We start from the raw sequence: 25,155 nt of genomic DNA, 5'->3' as shown, positions 1-25,155 counted from the left end.
CTACGCGGGCGGGTCCTCCACGGAGGGCTCGCCCAGCTCGTCCAGCGCCCGCCTCGCCTCGGGCGCCCGCAGCGGCGAGAAGTACGGGTTGATCATCAGCGCCTCCCGCAGATGCCGTCGCGCGGGCCCGTACCGCTCCAGCTCCCGCTCGATCACCCCCCGGTGGAACACGTACAGCGCGCTGCGCACCCCGCCGCCCTTGTCGCCGTCGGTCGCGATGGTCGCGAACTCCAGCGCCTCCTCGTGCTCGCCGGTGCGGTGCAGGGCCCAGCCCAGCGCGTCGGCCACCGCGATCCCCGGCTGCCGCCCCCACTCCTCACGCAGCAGCCGCACCGCCCGGGCCGGGTCCCCGTGGTCCGCCTCGAACCGGCCGAGCAGCAGCCGCTCGTCCGCCCCGGCCGCCTCCGCGTCCCGCACCCGCTCCCGCAGCAGGTCGTACTGCACCCGCGCGGCCTGCCCGAGCCCCAGCGACTCGTACAGCTCACCCAGCTCCAGCGCGTACTCCGCGTCCGGCCGCTTGGCCAGCGCCGCCTGGTACGCCGACAGCGCGTCCGTCGTCCGGCCCAGCGCCGCCAGCGTCCGCGCCTGCCCGGCCTGCGCCGCCCGCTGGTCCGGGTCGGTGCGCAGCGACTCCTGGAAGAACCGCAGCGCCTCCTCCCGCTCCCCGCGCTCGAACGCCAGCCGCCCCGCCTGCTCCAGGTACGCCGCCCGCTCGGCCGGTGCCTCGGCCGCCGCCGCCGCGTCCGAGATCCGGGCCTGCGCGTCCTCCCGCCAGCCCCGGTCGCGGTAGACGGCCGCCGCCCGCGCCCCCGTCGCCGGCGCGTCCGGCCGCAGCTCCATGATCTTCTCCAGCGCCCGCCCCACGCCCTTGTCGTCGCCGAGCCCGGTGTAGGCGTCGATCAGCACGGCGTGCGCCGTCCACCGCTTCGGCGCCGCCCGCACCGCGCTCTCGCCCCACTTCTTCGCCGCCGGGAAGTCCCGCCGCGCCACCGCCAGCGCCGCCAGCCCCTCCAGCGCCTGCGGATTGCGCTCCGCCCCGACCTTCAGGGACGTGTGCAGCGCCTTCTCGGCCTTCGCCCACATCGCCACGTCCGCCGTGCGCCGCCCCTGCTCGACGTAGGCCGCGCCCAGCACCGCCCACGACGGCCCGTCCAGCGGCTGCGCCCGCAGGTGCCGCTCCCGCTCGCCGATCAGCACCGCCAGGTCCGGCAGCGCGGCAGGCACCCCCGTGGTCACCGCACCGCGCGCCAGCGCCGCCGGCCCCGGGGCGGGCGGGGAGGCGTCGCCCCCGTCCCACGGCAGCAGCACCAGCACTCCGCCGAGCACGGCGGCCCCGGCGACGGAGGCGATCAGCACCCGGTTCCGGCGGCGGGAGCGCCGCCCGCGTTCGATCTCCATGGCGCCTACTGTGCGCCCGTACGACAAGCACACCGCGGCTTGCGCCGGGTGCCGCCACGGGGTTCACACCGATGGCCCCGGGTGCCACCCTGTGATCATGAGCCGTATCGAAGCGCCTCGCGACGAAGACGACGCAGCCCGCGAGTCCGGCGCGGCCCCGGCGGCCGACAGCCCCCTCGTCGACCGGCTGCTCGCCGGCCTCCCCGCCGACTCCGTCCTCACCGACCCCGACATCACGGCCTCCTACGCCCACGACATGGCGAGCTTCTGCCCGGCAGGCGCCCCGGCCGTGGTCGTCCTGGCGCGCACCGTGGAGGACGTCCAGCACGTCATGCGCACCGCCACCGAGCTGCGCGTCCCGGTCGTCCCGCAGGGCGCCCGCACCGGCCTGTCCGGCGGCGCCAACGCCACCGACGGCTGCGTGGTCCTCTCCCTGACCAAGATGGACCGCATCCTGGAGATCAACCCGGTCGACCGCGTCGCCGTCGTCGAACCGGGCGTCGTCAACGCCACGCTCTCCCGCGCGGTGAACGAACACGGCCTGTACTACCCGCCGGACCCCTCCAGCTGGGAGATGTGCACCATCGGCGGCAACATCGGCACCGCCTCAGGCGGCCTGTGCTGCGTCAAGTACGGGGTGACCGCCGAGTACGTCCTCGGCCTCGACGTCGTCCTCGCCGACGGCCGCCTGATGTCCACCGGCCGCCGCACCGCCAAGGGCGTCGCCGGGTACGACCTCACCCGCCTCTTCGTCGGCTCCGAGGGCTCCCTCGGCATCGTCGTACGGGCGGTCCTCGCGCTGCGCCCCAAGCCGCCCGAGCAGCTGGTGCTGGCCGCCGAGTTCGCCTCCGCGTCCGCCGCCTGCGACGCGATCTGCCGGATCATGGAGGGCGGACACGTCCCGTCCCTCCTCGAACTGATGGACCGGACGACCGTCAAGGCGGTCAACGACCTCGCCCACATGGGCCTGCCGGAGACCACCGAGGCCCTGCTCCTCGCGGCCTTCGACACCACCGACCCGGCCGCCGACCTCGCCGCCGTCGGTGCGCTGTGCGAGGCGGCCGGCGCCACGCAGGTGGTCCCCGCCGACGACGCCGCCGAGTCCGAACTCCTCCTCCAGGCCCGCCGCCTGTCCCTGACCGCCCTCGAAGCGGTCAAGGGCACCACGATGATCGACGACGTGTGCGTGCCCCGCTCCCGGCTGGGCGACATGCTGGAGGGCATCGAGCGCATCGCCGCCAAGTACGACCTGACCATCGGCGTCTGCGCCCACGCGGGCGACGGCAACACCCACCCCACGGTCTGCTTCGACGCCCGGGACCCCGACGAGTCCCGGCGGGCCCGCGAGTCCTTCGACGAGATCATGGGCCTGGGCCTGGAACTCGGCGGCACCATCACGGGCGAGCACGGCGTGGGCGTACTGAAGAAGGAGTGGCTGGCGCGCGAGATCGGCCCGGTGGGGCTGGAGATGCAGCGGGCCGTCAAGCAGGTCTTCGACCCGCTGGGCATCCTCAATCCCGGCAAGCTCTTCTGACCCCCGCCGCTCACCGGGCCAGCAGCTCGGCCAGCCCGTCGTCGAGGCCGAGCTGCCCGGCCTCGGTACCCGGCGGCACCGCCCGCAGCGTCCGCTCCAGCCACGCCGACACCTGCGCCGACGGCGCCTCCAGCAGGGCGTCCCCGTCGGGGCTGCTCAGCGCCATCAGCACCACGCTGCGGCCGTCCGCCTTCGACGGCCACACCCGCACGTCCCCGTGCCCGCACGGCCGGAAGACACCCTCGACCAGCAGGTCCCGGGCGAACGTCCAGTGCACCGGGCAGCCGGAGTTGATGTGGAAGGTGACGTGCACGGCGTACGGGTCGTCGGAGTGGTAGGAGAGCCGTGCGGGCACCGGGACGGCGTGCTCGGGCGACAGGATGAGCCTCAGTTCCAGCTCGCGCTCCACGACGACGGGGTGGTTGGGCTGCATGGCGGTGGGTCCTCTCTCGTATCTCGTACGGTCCGCACGGGCCGCCTGGAACGGGCCCGCACGAGTGAGAGCGACGAGGGCCGTGAGCGTTACGCGGGTTCGCGGAACTTTTTTCCTCCCCTCTGTCCCGGGTGTGAAGGTCCATGCACGAGGTTGCCCGGAAAGGAGTGGGTCCGGCGGGACCGGCGGTGCGGATTGCGCCCGTCTGATAGATGTTGAGCCCCCGAACCAACCCCCGAGCAGATACGGGACGACGGACATGAGCGCCCCAACCCCGGCCCCCGGCGACGACAGGCCCCGCGAAGGGTATTACCCGGACCCCTCCATTCCTGGATATGTCCGGTACTGGAACGGTGCCTCCTGGGTGCCGGGCACCAGTCGGCCCGCCCCCAAGGACGGCGAACCGCTCGCGCCGCCGCCCGGTGCGCGGCCCTCCGTGGAGGAGACCGGCCCGCACTTCTTCGACGAGGACCCGGTCGAGGAGCCGCCGTCCGCCGCCGCGTCCCAGCACGGCAGCCGCCCGGAGCCGGCGGCGTCCTGGGGCGCCGACCGCTCCGCGGCCGCGGGCGCGCAGGGCTCGTCCGTCGCCTGGCCGGGCCCGGCCCAGGCCACGGACCCGAGGCTCCCGCGCGTCCGGGACGCGGGGCCGGCCGGGGGAGCGGTGCCGGGCGCCGGCGCCGCCGGTGCGACCGCGGGAGCCACGGGTGACCCCCGGACCGGGGGAGCCGGTGACGCCTCCGGCCGTCCGGGGGCCGGCTCCGGTGCGCGGGCGGGTTCCGGTGCCGCTTCCGGCCCGGGCTCGGACCACGACGCGGCCGGGCGCGCCTCCGACGGGCCCGCCGGTGCCGTCGGCGCGAGCGGCACCGGGGACGCGGCCGGCGCGGGCGGTGGCCGGGCCGGGCGCGGCGACGACGCCGGGTCCGCGCGTGCGGCCGGCGCGACGGGGGCGGCGTCCGGGACCGGCGGGTCCGAGGCCGAGTCGGGCAACACCTTCGTCTTCCGGCGCCCGACGGCCGGTCCCGCGGCCCGCGCAGCCCAGCCCTCGGACGGCGCCCGCGACGAGGGCACGATGACCTTCCGCGCGGTCTCCCCGCGCACCGGCGCGGCGGGTGCCGCGGGCGCCGCCGGTGCCGCGGGCGGCCCGGGCTTCGCCGCGGGCAAGGCCGCCGCCGCCCGGACCACCGCGCCCACGGCCCCCGCCGGCCCGCAGCGGGCGACCGGCCCGGCCGTCCCGCACCAGGCCGCCGCCGCGCCCCACCAGCCCGCCGCCCCGCTCCCGCAGGCCGCCGCCCCGCTCCCGCAGCCGGCCGCCCCGCAGCAGCCCGCCGCCCCCGTCGCGGCCGGTCCCGGCGGCGGCCAGACCTCCTGGGCGCAGCAGGTGCACCGCCTCGCCGGGACCGGCGAGGGCGAGCCGCCCGTCGCGCCGTGGAAGCCCCCGGTGGAGGACGTGTTCCAGGCCGCCGCCCGGCGTCAGGCGGCCGCCCGTCCCGCCGGGCTCGGCAAGCGACTGGCCGCCCGGCTGATCGACACCGTCGTCCTGGGTGCCGTCACCGCCGTGGCCGCCGTACCGCTCGGCCTCAAGGCGGTCGACCACGTCAACGGGAAGATCGACGAGGCCAAGCTCTCCGGCGAGACGGTCACGGTCTGGCTGCTCGACGGCACGACCTCCGCGTACCTGGGCATCGTGCTGGCCGTGCTGCTCCTCTTCGGCGTCGTCTACGAGGCGCTGCCCACCGCCAAGTGGGGCCGCACCCTGGGCAAGAAGCTGCTCGGCCTGGAGGTTCGGGACATCGAGGCCCACGAGCCCCCGGCCTTCGGCGCCGCCCTGCGCCGCTGGCTGGTCTACAGCGTCCCCGGCCTCCTGGCCGTCGGCCTGGTCGGCGTCGTGTGGTGCCTGTTCGACCGGCCGTGGCACCAGTGCTGGCACGACAAGGCGGCGAACACGTTCGTCGCGGGCTGACTGGGCCGGGGCGTCGTGCCCGGGTTCCGGTGTCTCGTGCGCCCGCTACTCCGGACGGCCGCTCGCCGGATGCGAGGCAACAGACTCCGGGTTCGACTCGGGACATGAGCAGCGAACCGCCCCCCGGCCCCGGCGGGCAGCCGCCGGAAGACGACCCGTTCAGGAAGCGTCCCCCGTCCGACGGAACGGGCTCGCCCTACGACAGCCCGCCCCCGCACGGCAGTACCGGCGAGCCCCCGCCGTACGGCGGCAGCGCACCCCCGCCCCCGGGCGGTGGCGGTCCCTACGGCGCTCCGCCCCCGGGTGGCGGCGGTCCTCACGGCGCTCCGCCCCCGGGTGGCGGCGGTCCTTACGGGGGCCCGCCTCCGGGCGGCGGCGGTGACCCCTACGGCGGCGGCAACTACCCCACCGATCCGCTCGCCGGCATGCCCCCGCTCGCCGACAGCGGCCGACGCACCCTCGCGAGGATCATCGACATGATCCTGGTCGGCATCGTGGTGTGGCTGCTCAGCTGGGCCTTCAACGTCCAGGAGTACCAGGTGGACGGCGAGGACATCTCGGTCGGCAAGTCCTTCGGCCAGTCCTTGATCGCCGCGGTGCTCTACATCGCCTACGACACCTACATGACCGCGAAGACGGGTCAGACGCTCGGCAAGAAGTGGCTCGGCATGCGCGTGGGCAACCTGGACAACGGGGCCACGCCCTCCGTGCAGACCTCGCTCATCCGGGCGCTGGTGCTGTGGATCCCGTTCGCCTTCTGCTGCGCCTGCGTCTGGACGATCATCGCGGGCGGCTGGAGCTTCTTCGACCGGCCCTACAAGCAGGGCCTGCACGACAAGGCGGCCAAGACGGTGGTGGTCAGCACCCGTTGACGACCCGGTCGCCGACCATCCCGTCGGGGAGCGGAGTCAGGCGGCGCGGTCGCGGGCCGCCTCGCCCGCCGCCGCGGACACCCGGGCCGTCCGCACGGGCCGGCGGTCGGCGGCACGCGACGAGGCGGGCACGGCGGTCACCGTGCGCGTCGTCCCGGGCCGGTGGACCGTCACGGCGACCAGCAGCCCGAGGGCGAGGGAGGCGACGGCGATGACGGCGACTCCGGGACCCGAACTCGTCTGTGACAGCAGCAGCATGGCGAGCGTCGACAAGATCACGGTGCACGTACCGTAGGCGAACTGTGCGGCAGTCGGACGGGGCATGGCCATCGTGTCCTCGGAAGACAATCTGGGGGCATAACCGGCTGTCGGCCCGGCTTTCCGCCGGCTTCCGGGCGTTCCGCCAAGCGACTCTAACCCGCTGTGTGCCCGGGGGGAAACAGTGGTAAGCCCGCCCTAACCGACGGGGCCGATGCACGGGGGGCGCACGGATTCATGGTGCGCCGGTAGCGGACGGCGCCGCGCGCCCGCGGGATGTCCCGCCCGGCCCCGCACCGCGTCCGCAAAGCGAACGCCGACTCCGCATAGTGCACTTGTCCTGCTCAAGTCAAGGTCTGTCTTTTCTGGTGAACCTCTAGTCAAATGTCGTCACTTGACTACACGCGTTGATCACGTGTGCGCGGACTTCGCTCTGTACTTGTCCCCCCATCCGCGCGCGTGCACGCGGGGGAGGAACTCAAGTGACCAGCAGATCCTGGACGTTCAGAGCGGCGGCGACCACCGTCGCCCTCGCCGCGGCCACCGCCACACTCTCCGCGGCGGGTGTCGCGCAGGCCGACTCGCCCGCCAAACCGGAGGCCGTGGACCACCACGACCCGCACCCCGCGAAGGACATGCACGCGCATGACCTCAAGGGCCCCCTGAGCGACACTCAGGCGGCCCAGCGGGAGGAGGCCCTCAAGCAGGTCATCTCCGGCAAGGCCTCGGTGAAGAAGAAGGACGGCTCCAACGTCGTCCAGCTCAAGAGCAAGAAGGGCGACGCCAAGTACGTCGAGCTGGGCCGCGAGAAGACCGACAAGATCTTCACCATCCTGGTCGAGTTCGGCGACAAGATCGACAGCCGCTACGGCGGCGAGGCGGGCCCGCTGCACAACCAGATAGCCAAGCCCGACCGGAAGACCGACAACTCCACGGCCTGGAAGGAGGACTACGACCAGCAGCACTTCCAGGACCTGTACTTCGGCTCCGGCAAGGGCGTCGACTCGGTCAAGACGTACTACGAGAAGCAGTCCTCCGGCCGCTACTCGGTCGAGGGCGAGGTCTCCGACTGGGTCAAGGTCCCGTACAACGAGGCCCGCTACGGCAACAACGCCTGCGGCGACACCAACTGCCCGAGCGTGTGGAACGTCGTCAGCGACGGCCTGAACGCCTGGGTCGAGCAACAGAAGGCGGCCGGCCGCACCGACGCCCAGATCAAGGCCGACGTGGCCCGCTTCGACGAGTGGGACCGCTACGACTTCGACGGCGACGGCGACTTCAACGAGCCCGACGGCTACATCGACCACTTCCAGATCGTGCACGCCGGTGAGGACGAGTCCGCGGGCGGCGGCGCCCAGGGCACCGACGCGATCTGGGCCCACCGCTGGTACGCCTTCGGCACCGACGCCGGCGCCACCGGCCCGGGCGACAACAAGCTCGGCGGCGCGCAGATCGGCTCCACCGGCGTCTGGGTCGGCGACTACACCATCCAGCCGGAGAACGGCGGACTCGGCGTCTACGCCCACGAGTACGGCCACGACCTCGGTCTGCCGGACCACTACGACACCGCCGGCGGCGAGAACTCCACCGGCTTCTGGACGCTGATGTCGTCCGGCTCCTGGCTCGGCACCGGCCGCAACGAGATCGGCGACCTGCCCGGCGACATGACCGCCTGGGACAAGCTCCAGCTGGGCTGGCTGAACTACGACACCGCCAAGGCGGGCGTGAACTCCTGGCACAAGCTGGGCGTCGCCGAGTACAACACCAAGCACAAGCAGGCGCTCGTCGTCGAACTGCCCAAGAAGGCGGTCACCACCGAGATCGTCACCCCCGCCGAGGGCAAGACCCAGTGGTGGAGCGGCAGCGGCGACAACCTCAAGAACACGCTGAGCCGTTCGGTCGACCTGACCGGCAAGGCGAAGGCCGAGCTGACCTTCGACGGCTGGTACGACATCGAGGCCAACTACGACTACCTCTACACCGAGGTCTCCACCGACGGCGGCGCCAACTGGACCGCGGTCGACGGCACGGTGGACGGTCAGCCGATCCCGCGCGACGCCGCCGACAAGCCGGCCCTGCACGGCACGCTCGACGGTCACCAGAAGTTCGCGTACTCCCTCGACGCGTACGCGGGCAAGAAGGTCGACGTCCGCTTCCGCTACCAGACCGACGGCGGCGTGGCCCAGAAGGGCTTCACGGCCGACGCGATCACGGTCACCGCGGACGGCCAGGCGCTGTTCACCGACAACGCCGAGACGGCGGACGCCGCCTGGACGGCCACCGGCTTCTCCCGCGTCGGCGCGTCCTTCACCGAGGACTACGCCCAGTACTACATCGCCGAGAACCGGCAGTACGTGTCGTACGACAAGACGCTGAAGACCGGCCCGTACAACTTCGGCTTCACGGAGCGCCCGAACTGGGTGGAGCACTACGCGTACCAGAACGGCCTGCTGATCTGGAAGTGGGACACCTCCCAGGCGGACAACAACACCAGCCAGCACCCGGGCACCGGCCTGGTCCTGCCGATCGACTCGCACCCGACGGCGATGAAGTGGAAGGACGGCACCCTGCTGCGCAACCGCGTCCAGGCGTACGACTCGCCGTTCAGCCTCTACCGCACGGACGCCCTCACGCTGCACAAGGCGGACGTCGCGAAGTACTTCCCGGGCTCGAAGGGCGTCTCGGTCTTCAACGACCGCACGAGCGACTACTACGACGAGTCGAACCCGACCGGCGGCGTCAAGATCACTGACACCAACACGAAGATCAAGATCCTGAAGGAGGCCAAGAACGGCTCGACGATCGAGCTGGAGGTCGGCCCCGCGGGTAGGTAAGTAGCATCTTCGCAGGTCAGAGCATGATCGGCGGTGACCCCCTGGCGGGTCGCCGCCGATCCGTGTTTAGGTGCGTCCTGTGGTTCTCTTATTGACACCTGGTCCGAGAAGCGGACCGGTACCGGCTGACACGGGGGTATGACCGCATGGCCGCAGGAGGCTTCAGCAAGCTGCCGAACGGCACGGTGGTGGTGGCTCTCAACCTGCCCAGCCCCGCCACGCCGGGTGGCAGCGTGCGCGTACTCGTCCACGCCCACAACCGGGCGCGCGCCCTGACCAGGCTGCGCAATCTGGGGCTGCGGGCGGTCTACCTGCGGGGCAACGCCGCCCCGCCGACGCCGGACGAGATCACCGCGGTCCTGCACCACCCCGACGGCCTCATATGGCGCACCGCCCCGGTGGCCGGGGTCACGGGCGGCCCGGAACTCGTCCAGGAGCTGTGGCACCCGATCCGCGCGCTCCTCAGACGCCCGGCACCCCAGAGCTGACGCCCGGCAGCCCGGAGCTGACGCCCGGCGGCCCCGGGCCGACGGCCGGCCGCGCGGACCCGACGCGCGGCCGGACCGGGCCGGCCGCCGATCGGAATGCGACGGCCGAAACCCACTCTCTGTTCACCCGCCCAGTGCCGACTGCTCACTCCCGAGGCGTTGCCTGCTCGTCGACGGGCCCGATCATCATCGGACCCCAACGGCGGCAGGAGGATGCACATGCAGTCCCTCGGGTCCGACAGACGTACCGTCCACCGGGTGCTCTGGCGCCTGCTGGCACTCATCGCGGGCGTCGTGATGGCCGGCACGGCGGCCGTCACCCCGGCGGCGGCGGACGAACGGCACGACCCCGTCGACGTCCAACTGGTCTCCCTCACCGACTTCCACGGCTATCTCGGCGAGTACGGCGCGACCATCGTCGGCTCGCACCGGGGCGACCCGGCCGTGCGGGTCGGCGGAGGCTCCTACCTGGCCACGCACGTCAAACGGCTGCGGGAGGGGCGGGACAACTCGCTTCTCTTCTCCGTGGGTGACGACTTCTCGGGCTGGCCGGACGAGACGGAGTGGTTCTGGAACGAGCCGACCATCGAGTACCTCAACGCGCTCGGGCTCCAGTTCTCCACCGTCGGCAACCACGAGATGGACCGCGGCTTCGCCTTCCTGCGGCACATGCGCGAGGGCACGTGCGAGGGCCGCCCCGACCGCGATCTCTGTTTCCGCGACTCCAGCGGCCAGCGGTTCGCGGGCGCGGACTACGAGTACTATTCGGCCAATTTCCTCGACCGTTCCACCGGTCGCCCTGCCCTGAAGCCGTACCACGTGCAACAGGTCGACGACGGCCGCGGCGGCACCCTGCCCGTCGGCTTCGTCCACGCGACGACCGCGCTGACCAGCGGCGAGCCCATGTCGTACACCCCCAGCGGCTACTCCTACGGCGACGAGGTCAAGGCGATCAACCGCTCCGTCGAGCGGCTGCGCGCCCGGGGCGTCCGGGCGATCGTCGCGGTCGTCCACGAAGGCTTCTCACAGCAGAACGGCAACGGCCACAACGACTGCGTCGACCCCTTCGGCCCCGTCGTCGACTACAACCGGGCCATCTCGCCGGCCGTCGACGCGATCGTCACCGGCCACTGGCACGCCACCGTCAACTGCATGCTCCCCGACCCCGCCGGCAACCCGCGGCCGGTCGTGGAGGCCGGCAACCACGGCCATCTGGTCAACGAGATCAACCTCAAGCTCGACCCGCGCACCGGCGAGGTGCTGCGCCAGCACACCACCTCGGTCAACCACGCCGTCACCCAGGACGTCCCCCGCGACGCCGAGGCCGACCGGATCGCCGCCTACTGGCGGGGGAAGCTCGGCGAGCGCGCGGCCAAGCCCATCGGCTCCATCACCGGCGACATCACCCGCGCCCGCGACGCCGAGGGCGAGTCGGCCCTGTACGACGTGGCCGCCGACGCCTACCGCTGGGCGGCCGACCGCGACGGCCGCGCCGACCTGGGCCTGGCGATGCCCGACACCCTGCGCCGCGACCTGACCTACGCCCCCGCGCCCGGCAACAGCGCCGACGCCCCCGGCCGGGTGCTCTTCCCCGAGGCCGCGGTCGGCACGGTGGCGGACTCCGGGATCGGCGTCGGCGTCGTGCGCGGCACCCTGACCGGACGGGAACTGGTGGCGCTGCTGGAGTCCCAGTGGCAGAGCGCGCCCGACGGGTCGGTCACCTTCCGCCCGGTGGCGGTCTCCGGCAACGTCTCGTACCGCTTCGACGCGGACGGGCCCGTCGGCGAGCGGATCGAACGGGGCAGCGTGCGGATCGACGGACGGCGCGTCGCGGACGGACGGAAGTACCGCGTCGCGACGCTGGCCACCGCCTTCATGGAGCAGCGCGCGCTGCCCGGCTTCGAGGAACTGGTCGGCGCCCGCGACCAGGACCGCAGCGCCTACATGGGCGGCGACGCCCTGTGGCACTACCTGTCCGCCCACCCGCGGCTGGCGCCGCCCGCCCTGGACCGCGCCCGGGCGAGCTGACGGGAGCGGAGGCGGGCGGGGAGCCCGGCCGGTGCGCCCGTCGAGGGACGGGCGCTACTGGACGACGGGCTTGCCGGACAGCTCCACGCCCGCCTCGCGCAGCTCCTCCACCGCCCGCTCGGTGGTCTCGGGGGCGACTCCGGCGGTCAGGTCGAGCAGCACCTGCGTGCGGAAGCCCTCGCGGGCCGCGTCCAGGGCGGTGGCCCGCACGCAGTGGTCGGTGGCGATGCCGACCACGTCGACCTCGTCGACCTCGCGGGCCCGCAGCCAGTCGGCGAGCGTGGTGCCGTTCTCGTCGGTGCCCTCGAAGCCGCTGTAGGCCGCCGAGTACGCCCCCTTGTCGAAGACGGCGTCTATCGCGCCGGAGGCGACGGCCGGGGCGAAGTTCGGGTGGAAGCCGACCCCTTCCGTGCCGGCCACGCAGTGCGCCGGCCAGGAGTGGACGTAGTCGGGGTTGTCGGCGAAGTGGCCGCCCGGCGCGATGTGGTGGTCGCGGGTGGCCACGACATGGCGGTAGCCGGCGGGCGCCTGCCCGATCAGCTCGGTGATGGCGGCGGCCACGTCGGCACCGCCGGTCACCGCAAGGCTGCCTCCCTCGCAGAAGTCGTTCTGCACGTCTACGACGATCAGGGCGCGGCGCATGGTCGGTGTCCTTCGGCTGGATCGGCTGGGGGGTCGAGGGGGCGGAGGAGGGCGTCGGGTGGGGGCGAAGGGGCCGGACGGGCGGGTGGTGCGGGGCCGGTGCGGACCGGTCGGACCGCACCAGCTTTAGCTACCCGAGCCCCCGTGCAGGTACTCCGTCGGAATGACGGGTTCCCCTCGGGAGAGCTGGGTCGCGGACAGCGGGAGGTTGGCGCGGGCGGCCGCGTGCCGGTCCCGGGCGGCGTCCAGCGGCTCGCGGGCGACCACCTCGCCGCCCTTGACCAGCTCGACCAGGAGCTGCCGGTCGGCGAGAGCGTCGGGCACCGGCCCGGTGCCGACCACCTCGGCCTCGGCGTACCCGTAGGAGTCCAGCCGACGGGCGGCCCACTTGCGGCCCCCGATCGAGGTCTTGCCGCCGCTGGACTTCTTCGCCACCGGCACCAGCGGCGCCCCCTCGGCACCGGACTCCGCGCGGGCGACCAGCTTGTAGACCATGGAGGCCGTCGGGTGCCCGGAACCGGTCACCAGCTGGGTGCCGACGCCGTACGCGTCCACGGGCGCCGCCGCGAGCGAGGCGATGGCGTACTCGTCCAGGTCCGAGGTCACGACGATCTTCGTGTCCGTGGCGCCCAGCTCGTCGAGCTGCTGGCGCACCCGGTGGGCGACCAGCAGCAGGTCGCCGGAGTCGATGCGCACGGCGCCCAGTTCGGGCCCGGCGATCTCCACGGCGGTGCGGACGGCCTCGGCGACGTCGTAGGTGTCCACGAGCAGCGTGGTGTCCCGGCCCAGCGCGTTCACCTGGGCCTGGAAGGCGTCCCGCTCGTTGTCGTGGAGCAGGGTGAAGGCGTGGGCCGAGGTGCCGACGGTGGGGATGTTGTAGCGGAAGCCGGCGGCCAGGTCGGAGGTGGTCGCGAAGCCGCCGACGTAGGCGGAGCGGGCGGCGGCGACGGCGGCCAGCTCGTGGGTGCGCCGGGCACCCATCTCGATCAGCGGGCGGTCCCCGGCGGCCGAGGCCATCCGGGAGGCGGCGGCGGCGATCGCCGAGTCGTGGTTGAGGATGGAGAGGATCACCGTCTCCAGCAGCACGCACTCGCCGAAGGTCCCCTCGACCCGCATGATCGGCGAGCCCGGGAAGTACACCTCGCCCTCGGGGTAGCCCCAGATGTCGCCGCTGAAGCGGTACCCGGCGAGCCAGTCCAGGGTCTCCTCGTCGACGATGTCCCGCTCGCGCAGGAAGCGCAGGACGCCCGCGTCGAAGCGGAAGTTCTCCACCGCGTCCAGCACCCGGCCGGTGCCCGCCACGACGCCGTAGCGCCGGCCGTCGGGCAGCCGCCGCGTGAAGACCTCGAACACGCTGCGCCGCTCGGCCGTGCCCGCCTTCAGGGCGGCCCGCAGCATCGTCAGCTCGTACTGGTCCGTGAAGAGCGCCGTCGACGGGACGTCCACCGGCAGCCCAAGGTCCGCTGTGTTCATGCCGAGGATGCTACCCCCATTTCGTCACTCTGACGATTTATGGTCGCGTGGCGCCCGCCACAGGCCCGTTTGTGCGGGTGCCCCCCTGTGGTGGCAGCATGGGCCATGTGACGGCAGCCGCACCCATGGAGATCGAGAAGACCGAGTCGGCGGAGGAGGTCTTCGCCGTACCCGAGCCCGACGTGCCCTGGGTGACGATCGTGCACAACGACCCCGTCAACCTCATGAGCTACGTGACCTACGTCTTCCAGTCCTACTTCGGCTACTCGAAGGACAAGGCGACCAAGCTCATGCTCGACGTCCACCACAAGGGCCGGGCGGTGGTCTCCAGCGGCACGCGCGAGGAGATGGAGCGGGACGTCCAGGCCATGCACGGCTACGGTCTGTGGGCCACCCTCCAGCAGGACCGGAAATGACCCACGCCCGCCCGCAGGACGGAAGTAGCTGAATCACCTCCATGCCAGGACAGTTCGAACCGCTCCCCGGCGGCGGCGCGGCCGTCGCCCTCGACGACGTCGAGATCTCCATCATCCGGTCCCTGGCCGTGCAGCTCCTGGAGCTGATCGGCCCCGGGCCCGCCGAGGACGCCTCCGACGACCCGCTCGCCGAACTCTTCGCCGAGGGCCCGAGCGAACCGCCCTCCGACCCCGTGCTGCGGCGCCTGTTCCCGGACGCCTACGGCGACCCCGGCTCCGCCCCGCAGGCCGCCGAGGCCGAGGAGCAGCGGGCGTACTCCGCCGAGTTCCGCCGCTACACCGAGAACGACCTGCGGGCCGGCAAGCGGGAGAACGCGCTCGCGGTGATCCGCACCCTGGACGCCCTCTCCTCGGCGTCGGCGGGCGAGGACGGAGCGGTGCTGAAGCTGTCGCCCGGGGAGTCCCAGCAGTGGCTGCGGGCCCTGAACGACCTGCGGCTGGCGATCGGCTCCCGGCTGGAGATCACCGACGAGGACGACACCGACCTGCTCTACCGGCTCCCGGACGAGGACCCGCGCAAGCCGATGGTCATGGCGTACCTGTGGCTCGGCGGGCTCCAGGAGTCGCTGGTCGCGACGCTCCTGCCCTGAACCGGGCGCCCCGGGACCGGACGTCCGCGAGCCGGGCGTCCATCCCCTGAACCAGCCATTCCGGTTACTCTCCGTGTCCGCTCAGCGGAGCCTCAAATCCGGATAACGATCCCGTCAAACCGGCGCCCCTGTTTGCCACTCAAGGGCGTCTTTTGTCCGCTTCTGCCTGTGCGACACATCACAGGGCGCCTCTGTGATCAGCGTCGCGGTCGTGGTAAATCTTCACGACCGCCCGGCGAACACCACCCGAATGTTCGGCCGGGTGCGCCACCGAGCCGGCGGACCGCCGGCCAGGCACAGAGCGGGGCGTGAGGCCCGCTCGGCTCCATCATCCGGGGGGATCGAGACCCGATCCGAGGCCGACGAAAGGCCCGGGTCGGCATGGAGAAAGGCGCACCACACATGACCTCTGCGCAGGTCGACACGGAGAAAGCACCTGAAGAGGGCTACGAGCGCGGGCTCAACAGCCGTCAGGTCCAGATGATCGCGATCGGCGGCGCCATCGGCGTCGGTCTCTTCCTGGGCGCCGGGGCCAACATCGCCAAGGCCGGGCCCAGCATCATTCTCATGTACGCCCTCGCGGGCGTGATCATCTTCTTCATCATGCGGGCGCTCGGCGAGCTGCTCCTCTACCGTCCCGTCTCCGGCTCCTTCGCCGAGTACTCGCGCGAGTTCCTCGGCCCCTTCTTCGGTTACTTCACCGGCTGGACCTACTGGCTGATGTGGGTGGTCACCGGCATGGCGGAACTCACCGCCGCCGCCATCTACATCCACTACTGGTTCCCGGACATCCCGCAATGGGTCTCGGCCCTGGTCTTCCTGCTCCTCCTCTTCGTCGCCAACCTGATCTCGGTGAAGCTCTTCGGCGAGATCGAGTTCTGGTTCTCCATGGTCAAGGTCACCGCCATCATCGGCATGATCGTGATCGGTATCGGCGTCCTCACCCTGGGCTTCAGCCAGGCCGGCGACACCGCCAGCGTCTCCAACCTGTGGGAGTTCGACGGCTTCTTCCCCAAGGGCATCGGCTCGTCCCTGATGACCCTCCAGGGCGTCATGTTCGCCTACCTCGCCGTCGAGCTGGTCGGCGTGACCGCCGGTGAGTCGGAGAACCCGGAGAAGACCCTCCCCAAGGCGATCAACACCCTGCCCTGGCGCATCGCCCTCTTCTACGTCGGCGCCCTCACCGTCATCCTGGCGGTGGTCAAGTGGACCGAGTTCGCCGAGGGCGTCAGCCCCTTCGTGGAGGCCTTCGCGGTCATCGGCATCCCGGCCGGCGCCGGCATCGTCAACTTCGTGGTGCTCACCGCCGCGCTGTCCTCCTGCAACTCCGGCATGTACTCCACGGGCCGCATGCTGCGCACCCTCGCGGACAACGGCGAGGCCCCCGGCGTCTTCAAGCGGCTGTCGTCCACCAAGACCCCGGCCATCGGCATCGGCGTCTCCGTGATCTTCATGGGCATCGGCGTGGTCCTCAACTACACCGTCCCGGAGAAGGCGTTCGGCTACGTCACCTCCGTCGCCACCGCCGCGGGCATCTGGACCTGGCTGATGATCCTGGTCAGCCACGTCATGTACCGGCGCAAGGTCGTCGCGGGCCGTCTGCCCGCCTCCTCCTTCCCGGCGCCGGGCGGCTCGGTGTGCTCGTACATCGCGATCGCCTTCCTCCTCTTCGTCACCTGCCTGATCGCCTACGACGCCGACGCCCGCGTCTGCCTGTACGTGATGGCCGGCTGGGCCGTCGCCCTCGGCATCGGCTGGGCCGTGCTCAAGAGCCGCAACCCCGAGGTCACCGAGCGCCGCGGCGAGCCGGACGCGGACGAGCTCGAGAAGATCGTCTGACCTGCGCGTTCGCGCGCATCCGGGACGTCCGGTCACCGGGGATGCTCGTGGCATCCCCACCGGCCGCCGCTCAGGGCGTCCAGCATGCGGGCCGCTCCGTACCACTCCTCGGTACGGGGCGGCCCGTCTGCTTATCCTGGGCCGCATGCTGACCATCACCCAGGCCCTGTACGACCAGATCGTCGCCCACGCACGCGCCGACCACCCCGACGAGGCGTGCGGCGTGGTGGCCGGACCCGTGGGCGAGGGCCGCCCCGAGCGGTTCATCCCGATGCTCAACGCCGCCCGCTCGCCCACGTTCTACGAGTTCGACTCGCAGGACCTGCTCAAGCTCTACCGCGAGATGGACGACCGCGACGAGGAGCCCGTGGTCATCTACCACTCCCACACGGCCACCGAGGCCTACCCCTCCCGCACCGACATCACCTACGCCAACGAGCCGGGCGCCCACTACGTCCTGGTCTCCACCGCCGACACCGACGGGGCCGGGGACTTCCAGTTCCGCTCGTTCCGCATTCTGGACGGAGAGGTGACGGAGGAGGAGGTCAAGGTGGTCGACGCGTACTGAGCCACCGCCCGTATCGCATCGCGGATGAGAGACGTCCAGCAGGTGAGATCACACTCCGGAATCCGGACCGGGAATCGATACGATGAGCCCATGGTTCTTCTCGACGTGAGCGACAAGGCGCCGGGCACGCTGCTCGTGGCGCGGCTGCACGTCGACCTGTGCAGGCTGAACAGCGCCATCTGTTGATCTTCGGCTGCCGCCGTACGGCCGTCGGCCGCGGCGGGCTGCCGCGTGCCACCGCGCGCCTCACCGAACCCACGACACCTTCCGACAGGAGCCCTCAGCCATGGCCATCGAGGTCCGCATCCCGACCATCCTCCGCCAGTACACCGACGGTCAGAAGGCGGTGGAGGGCTCCGGGGAGACCCTCGCCCAGCTCTTCGCCGACCTCGAGACCCGGCACGCGGGCATCCAGGCCCGGATCGTGGACGGGGACCAGCTGCGCCGCTTCGTCAACGTCTACCTGAACGACGAGGACGTCCGCTTCCTCGACGGCATCGACACCAAGCTGTCCGACGGCGACAGCATCACGATCCTGCCGGCCGTCGCCGGCGGTATGGCCTGATCGGGATGCGGTACGACTCCCCGCTGGCCGCGGTGGGCAACACCCCCCTGGTGCGCCTGCCGCGGCTCTCGCCGTCCGACGACGTCCGCATCTGGGCCAAGCTGGAGGACCGCAACCCGACCGGCTCGATCAAGGACCGCCCCGCGCTCCACATGATCGAACAGGCCGAGAAGGACGGCCGGCTCACCCCGGGCTGCACCATCCTGGAGCCGACCAGCGGCAACACCGGCATCTCGCTGGCCATGGCCGCCAGGCTCAAGGGCTACCGCATCGTCTGCGTGATGCCGGAGAACACCTCCCAGGAGCGCCGCGACCTGCTCGCCATGTGGGGCGCGGAGATCATCTCCTCCCCGGCCGCGGGCGGCTCCAACACCGCCGTGCGGGTCGCCAAGGAACTCTCCGCCGAGCACCCCGACTGGGTGATGCTCTACCAGTACGGCAACCCGGACAACGCCGGCGCCCACTACGCCACGACGGGCCCGGAGATCCTGGCCGACCTGCCCTCGATCACCCACTTCGTGGCGGGCCTCGGCACCACCGGCACCCTGATGGGCGTCGGCCGCTACCTGCGCGAGCACAAGCCCGAGGTGAAGATCGTCGCCGCCGAACCGCGCTACGACGACCTGGTCTACGGCCTGCGCAACCTCGACGAGGGCTTCGTGCCCGAGCTGTACGACGCCTCCGTCCTCACCACCCGCTTCTCGGTCGGCTCGGCGGACGCCGTGACCCGCACCCGGGAACTCCTCCAGCAGGAGGGCATCTTCGCGGGCGTCTCCACCGGTGCCGCCCTGCACGCCGCGATCGGCGTCGGCAAGAAGGCGGTGAAGGCCGGCGAGAGCGCCGACATCGTGTTCGTCGTCGCCGACGGCGGCTGGAAGTACCTCTCCACCGGCGTCTACACGGCGGCCACCACCGAAGAGGCCATCGACACCCTCCAGGGCCAGCTCTGGGCCTGAACGCCGCTCACCGGGCGAGGTGACGCACCTGGTCCCACAGGGCCGGGTCCACCTCGCCCACCCGGCGCCGGAAGTCCCGCACCGGCACCTGCCGCAGCTCGTCCGTCTCCAGGAAGCTCGTCCGGCCCCGCGCGTCCCCCACCGAGCCCGGCGGCAGCGTGATCACCCCGGCCCGCTCCTCCCGGTACCGGCTGGTGATCTTCGCGACCAGCGCCCGGCGCCCGCGCACCGCGATCACCAGGCACGGCCGGTCCTTCGCGCCGTCCGTGTCCTCGTACGGGACGTTCGCCCACCAGATCTCCGCCGGCCGCGGCCGGGCCGCCCTGCCCCGCGGACCCGTGGGCCGTCCCGGCGGACGGGTGCGGCCACCCGGCCGCGGCGGCCGCCGCCCGCGCCCCCAGCCGTCGACGACCACGGCGACGAGCGCGAGCAGCACCAGCGCCGCGAAGGCGAGCCACCAGGACGTGTCCATACCGACGACGGTACCGGCGCACACGCCCACCGCGCGCCCCCTCACTGGCCCCGTACGCCCCTGGTCCAGCCGAACCGGTGACACCACAGGTGAGTTCGCCCACAACGGCCCCTGGCGGAGGAGCGACCAAAGGTTTTGCGCCTTACGCTCGACAAACCGCACGACCCCCGTCTCTCCACACGCGCCAGCGGAGGTTTCTGCTTCATGAAGCTCACCGTCGTCGGCTGCTCGGGGTCGTTCCCGTCCGCGGAATCGGCCTGCTCGAGCTACCTCGTCGAGGCCGACGGCTTCCGGCTGCTCCTCGACATGGGCAACGGCGCCCTGGGCGAGCTGCAGCGCCACTGCGGTCTCTACGACCTCGACGCGATCTTCCTCAGCCACCTGCACGCCGACCACTGCATCGACATGTGCGCCTACTTCGTGGCGCGCTACTACCGGCACGACGGCGGCCGCTGCTCCCCCCTCCCGGTCTACGGACCCGAGGGCACCGAGCACCGGCTCACCACCGCCTACGCCGACACCCCCTCGGCCTCCTCCATGAGCGAGGTCTTCGACTTCCACACGGTCAAACCGGGCACCTTCGAGATCGGCCCGTTCACCGTGCACACCGACCGCGTCGCCCATCCCGTCGAGGCGTACGGCATCCGCGTCGAGCACGGCGGCCGGTCGCTGACCTACTCCGGGGACACGGGCGTCACCGCCGCGCTGGACGAACTCGCCCGCGACGCCGACCTGTTCCTGTGCGAGGCCGCGTTCACGCACGGCAAGGAGAACATCCCCGACCTGCACCTCAACGGCCGCGAGGCGGGCCAGACGGCCGCCCGCGCCGGCGCCCGGCGCCTGGTCCTCACCCACATCCCGCCGTGGACCGACCCCCGGGTCAACCTCGCCGACGCGCGCGAGGTCTACGACGGGCCGGTGGAGGTGGCGACGGCCGGGACGGTGTACGAGGTCTGAGCCCGGCACGGGGCATCCGCGCCCGGCACGGCATCCACGCCGGGCACGGCATCCGCGCCCGGCACGGCGAAGGCCCCGGAACCTGGACGGTTCCGGGGCCTTCGTCATGCCGTACGGGGAGGGCTCACGCCTTCGTGAGGTCCTCGACCTCCTCCTCGGGCTCGCGGCCCGGGGTCTTCAGGTCGAACTTGATGATCGCGAAGCGGAACGTGACGTAGTAGATCACCGCGAAGACCAGACCGATCGGGATGATCAGCCATGGCTTGGTGGCCAGGTGCCAGTTCAGCGCGTAGTCGATGAAGCCGGCCGAGAAGTTGAAGCCCGCGTGCACGCCCAGGCCCCAGGTGACCGCCATCGAGACGGCGGTGAGCACCGCGTGCAGGACGTACAGGACCGGCGCGATGAACATGAACGAGAACTCGATCGGCTCGGTCACACCGGTCACGAACGAGGTCGCGGCCAGCGAGACCATCATGCCGAGGACGGCCTTGCGGCGCTCCGGGCGGGCGCAGTGCGCGATGGCGATCGCGGCGGCCGGCAGACCGAACATCATGATCGGGAAGAAGCCGGACTGGAAGATGCCGGCGTTCGGGTCACCGGCCAGGAAGCGGGTGATGTCACCGTGCACGACCTCACCGGCGGAGTTGGTGAAGTCACCGAGCTGGAACCAGGCCACCGTGTTCACGAACTGGTGCATGCCGACCGGGATCAGCGCGCGGTTCACACCGCCGAAGAGGGCCGCACCGCCGGCGCCCAGGCCGGTCATCCACTCACCGAAGTTGGAGATGCCCTCACCGATGGGCTCCCAGACCAGACCGAAGAAGACGCCCACGACGATGCCGACGAAGGCCATGATGATCGGCACCAGTCGGCGGCCGTTGAAGAAGCCGAGCCAGTCCACCAGCTTCTTGCGGTGGTACCGCTGCCACAGCACGGCGGCGAGCAGACCCATGATGATGCCGCCGAGCACCCCGGGGTCGTTGTAGGTCGCGGCCACGTCCTCGCCGTTCTTGACCACCGCCTCGGTGACCGGGAACGCCTCCAGGACCTTGCTGTAGACGAGGAAGCCGACCACCGCGGCCAGCGCGGTCGAACCGTCCGCCTTCTTGGCGAAGCCGATGGCCACGCCTATGCAGAACAGGATCGGCAGCGAGCCGGTGAGGGCACCGCCCGCGTTGTTGAAGACGGCGGCGACCTTGTCCCAGCCGAGGCCGTCCTTGCCGAAGATGTCGTCCTGGCCGAGCCGGACCATGATGCCCGCCGCCGGCAGCACGGCGATCGGGAGCTGCAGGCTGCGGCCGACCTTCTGCAGACCCTGGAAAAGACCAGATCCCCGCTTCTTTGCGGGGGCCGCCTTGTCGGTGGCGGTGCTCATACTTCCTCCATCGGGTGGTGGTCTACACCACTCAGTGGTGTAGACCTGTTGTAGCACGATGAAGGCGGCGTAAGGAACCCGTAATTCCGCTACCGGAGCGCTACGCGCAGTGCCCGTCCGGACGCCCAGGTCACGGGTCCGCGAAGGCGCGCCGAAGGCCCCCGGACCAAGGGTCCGAGGGCCTTCGCGAGACCACCCCCAAAGGGTACGTGAGGGTGCGTGAGGTCTACACCTTGGTGACGTCCTCCACCTCGTCCTCCGGCTCCCGACCCGGCGTCTTCAGGTCGAACTTCGTGATCGCGAAGCGGAAGACCGCGTAGTAGACGACCGCGAAGACCAGACCGATCGGAATGATCAGCCACGGCTTGGTCGCCAGGTTCCAGTTGATGACGTAGTCGATCAGCCCCGCCGAGAAGCTGAACCCGTCCTTCACGCCCAGCCCCCACGTCACCGCCATCGACACACCCGTCAGTACCGCGTGCACCGCGTACAGCGCCGGAGCGATGAAGAGGAACGAGTACTCCAGCGGCTCCGTGATCCCCGTCACGAACGACGTCAGCCCCACCGACAGCATCAGGCCGCCCACCTCCTTGCGGCGGTGCGGCTTCGCGCAGTGCGTGATCGCCAGCGCCGCCGCCGGCAGCGCGAACATCATGATCGGGAAGAAGCCCGTGGTGAACTGCCCGGCGTTCGGGTCGCCCGCCAGGAACATGTTGATGTCACCGTGCACCACCGTGCCGTCCGGCTTGGTGTACGAACCGAACTGGAACCACATCGGCACGTTCAGGAACTGATGCAGGCCGATCACCAGCAACGCCCGGTTCGCCAGCCCGAACACACCCGCGCCCCACGCGCCCAGCCCCGTCAGCCAGTCGCTGAAGCTCTCCAGCGCGTCACCGATCGGCGGCCACACCCACAGGCACAGCGCCGCGAACGCGATCGCCACGAAGGCCATGATGATCGGCACCAGCCGGCGGCCGTTGAAGAAGCCGAGCCAGTCCACCAGCTTCGTGCGGTGGAAGCGCTGCCAGAAGTACGCCGCCAGCAGCCCCATCACGATGCCGCCGAAGACCCCCGGATTCTGGTAGGTGAACGCCGTCACCGTCCCCGAACCGTCCGTCAGCTGACAGCCGATCTGCGGAACCGCCCGTGAACCCTCCGGACAGTCCTCCGGGAACTGCCGCAGCACGTTCCAGTAGACGAGGAACCCCGCCACCGCCGCCAGCGCCGTCGAGCCGTCCGCCTTCTTCGCCATCCCGATGGCCACGCCCACGCAGAACAGCAGCGGCAGCCCCAGCGAACCGTCCAGCAGCGCGCCGCCCGCGCCGGTCATCACCTTCGAGACGTTCGTCCACCCCAGACCGTCCTCCCCGAAGACGTCCGGCTGCCCCAGGCGGTTGAGAATGCCGGCGGCTGGCAGGACCGCGATGGGCAGCTGCAGGCTGCGGCCCATCTTCTGCAGGCCCTGGAACGCCTTGTTCCAGCGGGCACGAGCGGGACTGACCGTGCGGTCGGCACTCATCCGGTCTCCATCCGGTCGCCGGTACACTGGTGTAGACCAGTTGACAGACGGCTCCGCCGCCGTGACGCCATCATTCGGCACCAGCCCCCCGATGGCTCGCGAAGATGGGCCAACTGTGGGTTACTGCGACAAAGCGGTCCGGATCAGGGAGAAGAACATGGCCAGCAAGGCTGAGAAGATCGTCGCCGGCCTCGGCGGCATCGACAACATCGACGAGATCGAAGGCTGCATCACCCGCCTCCGCACCGAGGTCAACGACCCCGAGCTGGTCAACGAAGCCGCCCTGAAGGCCGCCGGCGCCCACGGCGTCGTCAAGATGGGCACCGCCATCCAGGTCGTCATCGGCACCGACGCCGACCCGATCGCCGCGGAGATCGAAGACATGATGTAAGCGCCCGGAGCACACCGAGCGCGCCGGCTGCCGAAACCGGAGCGCACCGGGCGCACCGGTTGCCGAAAAGCGACCCCAGGGGCCCCTCCCGCCACCGACCACGGGAAGGGCCCCTCCGCATGCCCCGCTAGGCTCACCCGCATGTCACGCATCGACGGCCGCACCCCCCAGCAGCTCCGCCCCGTCACCATCGAACGCGGCTGGAGCAAGCACGCCGAAGGCTCCGTCCTCGTCTCCTTCGGCGACACCAAGGTCCTCTGCAACGCCTCCGTCACCGAAGGCGTCCCCCGCTGGCGCAAGGGCAGCGGCGAAGGCTGGGTCACCGCCGAATACGCCATGCTTCCCCGCGCCACCAACACCCGCGGCGACCGCGAGTCCGTCAAGGGCCGCATCGGCGGCCGCACCCACGAGATCAGCCGCCTCATCGGCCGCTCGCTGCGCGCCGTCATCGACTACAAGGCGCTCGGCGAGAACACCATCGTCCTGGACTGCGACGTCCTCCAGGCCGACGGCGGCACCCGCACCGCCGCCATCACCGGCGCCTACGTCGCCCTCGCCGACGCCATCGGCTGGGCCCAGCACACCAAGAAGCTGATCAAGCCCAGCCGCAAGCCGCTGACCGGCACCGTCTCCGCCGTCTCCGTCGGCATCGTCGCCGGCACCCCCCTGCTCGACCTCTGCTACGAGGAGGACGTCCGCGCCGACACCGACATGAACGTCGTCTGCACCGGCGACGGACGCTTCGTGGAGGTGCAGGGCACCGCCGAGGCCGAGCCCTTCGCCCGCGACGAACTCAACGCCCTCCTCGACCTCGCCGCCGCCGGCTGCACGGAATTGGCCGAGCTCCAGCGTAAGGCGCTTGATACGGTCCTCGGAAAGTAAAGGGCAAGCCAAGAGCGCGCCAAGGAAGACGGCCGGGAGACGCAACTCGGCCGCCCGCCACGGCGTCACTAGCAGGAGAAGCGGCAGCACAGCAGTTCTACGGGCGTACAGCCGAGGCCGGTTGTACGCCCGCCGCCGCACCGACCGCAGACGGGCCGCCCGGCCCTGTCCCAAGGGGAGGACCGAGACCCATGGCCGCGAGCCGCCACCGCCGCCTTCGCCGCACCACCGTCACCGCCGCAGCCGTGGCGACCTTCGCCCTGACGGCCGGCCTGACCACCGCATGCGACGCCGTCGACAAGGCACTCGACTGCGTCCAGACCGCCGACGCCATCGCCGACAGCGTCACCGCCTTGCAGCAGGCCGTGGAGAACGCGTCCAACGACCCGACGCAGCTCGAGGAATCCCTCAACTCCATAGACAAGAACCTCGACAAGATCGGCGACCAGACCGACAACGCCGACGTCGACAAGGCCGTCGACGACCTCGGCAAGGCCGTCGACAACGTCCGCACCTCCGTCGAGAACGGCGACAACACCCCCGACCTCAGCCCCGTCACCGACGCGGCCGGCGAGCTGACCAAGGTCTGCACGCCGTAGGGACGGCCGGGCGGGGACGGGCTCAGGGGTCCGGAATACTGGA

Annotated in this window: 25 protein-coding genes; 17 read left to right on the top strand and 8 right to left on the bottom strand. The window is 71.4% G+C overall.

All coding sequences use genetic code 11. The features are described from left to right. Window positions 1–1,398, bottom strand: coding sequence for a tetratricopeptide repeat protein (locus tag ACFZP7_RS13895; RefSeq protein ID WP_385634521.1), 1,398 nt, complete (start codon window positions 1,396–1,398; stop codon window positions 1–3). A gap of 91 nt (window positions 1,399–1,489) precedes the next feature. On the opposite strand from ACFZP7_RS13895, the gene ACFZP7_RS13890 reads away from it, so the two are divergent. Further along, complete coding sequence (locus tag ACFZP7_RS13890) at window positions 1,490–2,932, top strand: FAD-binding oxidoreductase (RefSeq protein ID WP_385634520.1); 1,443 nt, start codon at window positions 1,490–1,492, stop codon at window positions 2,930–2,932. Window positions 2,933–2,942: 10 nt separating this feature from the next. Here ACFZP7_RS13890 and ACFZP7_RS13885 read toward each other — a convergent pair whose 3' ends face one another. Beyond that, complete coding sequence (locus ACFZP7_RS13885; RefSeq protein WP_019325668.1) at window positions 2,943–3,365, bottom strand: SsgA family sporulation/cell division regulator; 423 nt, start codon at window positions 3,363–3,365, stop codon at window positions 2,943–2,945. Between the two features lie 259 nt (window positions 3,366–3,624). Between ACFZP7_RS13885 and ACFZP7_RS13880 the strand changes: the two genes are divergently transcribed. Both ACFZP7_RS13880 and ACFZP7_RS13875 read left to right on the top strand, forming a co-directional pair. Continuing rightward, entirely contained in the window at window positions 3,625–5,325 is a 1,701-nt protein-coding gene (locus tag ACFZP7_RS13880) for an RDD family protein (protein WP_385634519.1), read from the top strand. Between the two features lie 104 nt (window positions 5,326–5,429). Further along, window positions 5,430–6,197, top strand: a complete 768-nt coding sequence (locus tag ACFZP7_RS13875; protein ID WP_125538529.1) for an RDD family protein — start codon at window positions 5,430–5,432, stop codon at window positions 6,195–6,197. Window positions 6,198–6,233: 36 nt separating this feature from the next. On the opposite strand, the gene ACFZP7_RS13870 is transcribed toward ACFZP7_RS13875, so the two are convergent. Beyond that, window positions 6,234–6,521 (bottom strand): hypothetical protein, encoded by a 288-nt coding sequence (locus ACFZP7_RS13870; RefSeq protein ID WP_355514566.1) that lies wholly within the window; start codon window positions 6,519–6,521, stop codon window positions 6,234–6,236. Window positions 6,522–6,937: 416 nt separating this feature from the next. On the opposite strand from ACFZP7_RS13870, the gene ACFZP7_RS13865 reads away from it, so the two are divergent. The 3 genes from ACFZP7_RS13865 to ACFZP7_RS13855 all read left to right on the top strand — a co-directional run bounded on the left by ACFZP7_RS13865 (window position 6,938) and on the right by ACFZP7_RS13855 (window position 11,805). Further along, on the top strand, window positions 6,938–9,289 hold the full coding sequence (locus ACFZP7_RS13865) for an immune inhibitor A domain-containing protein (RefSeq protein ID WP_385634518.1): 2,352 nt from the start codon (window positions 6,938–6,940) through the stop codon (window positions 9,287–9,289). A 146-nt stretch (window positions 9,290–9,435) separates the two neighbouring features. Continuing rightward, entirely contained in the window at window positions 9,436–9,777 is a 342-nt protein-coding gene (locus ACFZP7_RS13860) for a hypothetical protein (protein WP_019325664.1), read from the top strand. Window positions 9,778–9,996: 219 nt separating this feature from the next. Further along, window positions 9,997–11,805: a bifunctional metallophosphatase/5'-nucleotidase gene (locus ACFZP7_RS13855; RefSeq protein WP_385634517.1), complete on the top strand. Its 1,809-nt coding sequence runs from the start codon at window positions 9,997–9,999 to the stop codon at window positions 11,803–11,805. Between the two features lie 54 nt (window positions 11,806–11,859). Here the strand turns inward: ACFZP7_RS13855 and ACFZP7_RS13850 are convergent, their stop codons facing one another. Beyond that, window positions 11,860–12,447, bottom strand: coding sequence for a nicotinamidase (locus ACFZP7_RS13850; protein ID WP_019325662.1), 588 nt, complete (start codon window positions 12,445–12,447; stop codon window positions 11,860–11,862). 126 nt (window positions 12,448–12,573) lie between these two features. Continuing rightward, window positions 12,574–13,920, bottom strand: a complete 1,347-nt coding sequence (locus ACFZP7_RS13845; protein WP_127434659.1) for a nicotinate phosphoribosyltransferase — start codon at window positions 13,918–13,920, stop codon at window positions 12,574–12,576. A 98-nt stretch (window positions 13,921–14,018) separates the two neighbouring features. On the opposite strand from ACFZP7_RS13845, the gene clpS reads away from it, so the two are divergent. The 7 genes from clpS to ACFZP7_RS13810 all read left to right on the top strand — a co-directional run bounded on the left by clpS (window position 14,019) and on the right by ACFZP7_RS13810 (window position 18,914). Then, on the top strand, window positions 14,019–14,336 hold the full coding sequence (gene clpS, locus ACFZP7_RS13840) for an ATP-dependent Clp protease adapter ClpS (protein ID WP_029393317.1): 318 nt from the start codon (window positions 14,019–14,021) through the stop codon (window positions 14,334–14,336). 41 nt (window positions 14,337–14,377) lie between these two features. Continuing rightward, window positions 14,378–14,986, top strand: coding sequence for a DUF2017 domain-containing protein (locus ACFZP7_RS13835; RefSeq protein WP_019325659.1), 609 nt, complete (start codon window positions 14,378–14,380; stop codon window positions 14,984–14,986). 402 nt (window positions 14,987–15,388) lie between these two features. After that, a complete protein-coding gene (locus ACFZP7_RS13830) occupies window positions 15,389–16,825 on the top strand; it encodes an amino acid permease (protein WP_019325658.1) in 1,437 nt (478 codons plus the stop codon). Window positions 16,826–16,970: 145 nt separating this feature from the next. Next, window positions 16,971–17,393 (top strand): Mov34/MPN/PAD-1 family protein, encoded by a 423-nt coding sequence (locus ACFZP7_RS13825; protein WP_019325657.1) that lies wholly within the window; start codon window positions 16,971–16,973, stop codon window positions 17,391–17,393. A 90-nt stretch (window positions 17,394–17,483) separates the two neighbouring features. Then, the gene (locus tag ACFZP7_RS13820; RefSeq protein ID WP_019065921.1) at window positions 17,484–17,579 is read left to right on the top strand and encodes a putative leader peptide; all 96 of its coding nucleotides are present in this window, start codon (window positions 17,484–17,486) and stop codon (window positions 17,577–17,579) included. A gap of 100 nt (window positions 17,580–17,679) precedes the next feature. Beyond that, entirely contained in the window at window positions 17,680–17,958 is a 279-nt protein-coding gene (locus ACFZP7_RS13815; protein ID WP_367836320.1) for a MoaD/ThiS family protein, read from the top strand. A gap of 5 nt (window positions 17,959–17,963) precedes the next feature. Beyond that, window positions 17,964–18,914, top strand: a complete 951-nt coding sequence (locus ACFZP7_RS13810) for a PLP-dependent cysteine synthase family protein (RefSeq protein WP_030975232.1) — start codon at window positions 17,964–17,966, stop codon at window positions 18,912–18,914. A gap of 7 nt (window positions 18,915–18,921) precedes the next feature. Here ACFZP7_RS13810 and ACFZP7_RS13805 read toward each other — a convergent pair whose 3' ends face one another. Next, on the bottom strand, window positions 18,922–19,386 hold the full coding sequence (locus ACFZP7_RS13805; protein ID WP_031019526.1) for a type II toxin-antitoxin system PemK/MazF family toxin: 465 nt from the start codon (window positions 19,384–19,386) through the stop codon (window positions 18,922–18,924). A 204-nt stretch (window positions 19,387–19,590) separates the two neighbouring features. Between ACFZP7_RS13805 and ACFZP7_RS13800 the strand changes: the two genes are divergently transcribed. Beyond that, window positions 19,591–20,343, top strand: a complete 753-nt coding sequence (locus tag ACFZP7_RS13800; RefSeq protein ID WP_031019523.1) for an MBL fold metallo-hydrolase — start codon at window positions 19,591–19,593, stop codon at window positions 20,341–20,343. A 124-nt stretch (window positions 20,344–20,467) separates the two neighbouring features. On the opposite strand, the gene ACFZP7_RS13795 is transcribed toward ACFZP7_RS13800, so the two are convergent. Together ACFZP7_RS13795 and ACFZP7_RS13790 are read right to left on the bottom strand one after the other, a co-directional pair. Then, window positions 20,468–21,718 carry a PTS transporter subunit EIIC gene (locus ACFZP7_RS13795; protein ID WP_019325652.1) on the bottom strand — a complete coding sequence of 417 codons (1,251 nt, stop codon included), beginning with the start codon at window positions 21,716–21,718 and terminating at the stop codon, window positions 20,468–20,470. 226 nt (window positions 21,719–21,944) lie between these two features. After that, window positions 21,945–23,240 (bottom strand): PTS transporter subunit EIIC, encoded by a 1,296-nt coding sequence (locus ACFZP7_RS13790; protein ID WP_385634516.1) that lies wholly within the window; start codon window positions 23,238–23,240, stop codon window positions 21,945–21,947. On the opposite strand from ACFZP7_RS13790, the gene ACFZP7_RS13785 reads away from it, so the two are divergent. The 3 genes from ACFZP7_RS13785 (at window position 23,122) to ACFZP7_RS13775 (ending at window position 25,112) form a co-directional block, all read left to right on the top strand. Next, window positions 23,122–23,631: a PTS glucose/sucrose transporter subunit IIB gene (locus ACFZP7_RS13785; RefSeq protein WP_306426165.1), complete on the top strand. Its 510-nt coding sequence runs from the start codon at window positions 23,122–23,124 to the stop codon at window positions 23,629–23,631. The two genes, ACFZP7_RS13790 and ACFZP7_RS13785, sit on opposite strands and share 119 nt — an antisense overlap. A gap of 141 nt (window positions 23,632–23,772) precedes the next feature. Further along, the gene (gene rph, locus ACFZP7_RS13780) at window positions 23,773–24,513 is read left to right on the top strand and encodes a ribonuclease PH (protein WP_019325650.1); all 741 of its coding nucleotides are present in this window, start codon (window positions 23,773–23,775) and stop codon (window positions 24,511–24,513) included. Between the two features lie 191 nt (window positions 24,514–24,704). Then, entirely contained in the window at window positions 24,705–25,112 is a 408-nt protein-coding gene (locus ACFZP7_RS13775) for a hypothetical protein (RefSeq protein WP_019325649.1), read from the top strand. Window positions 25,113–25,155: the final 43 nt, after the last annotated feature.

Origin of the sequence: Streptomyces sp. SudanB5_2050, assembly GCF_964272335.1 — a bacterium.
Classification (GTDB): domain Bacteria; phylum Actinomycetota; class Actinomycetes; order Streptomycetales; family Streptomycetaceae; genus Streptomyces; species Streptomyces rochei.
The sequence above is the reverse complement of the archived record's forward strand: the minus strand, read 5'-3'. Positions and strand labels throughout refer to the sequence as shown.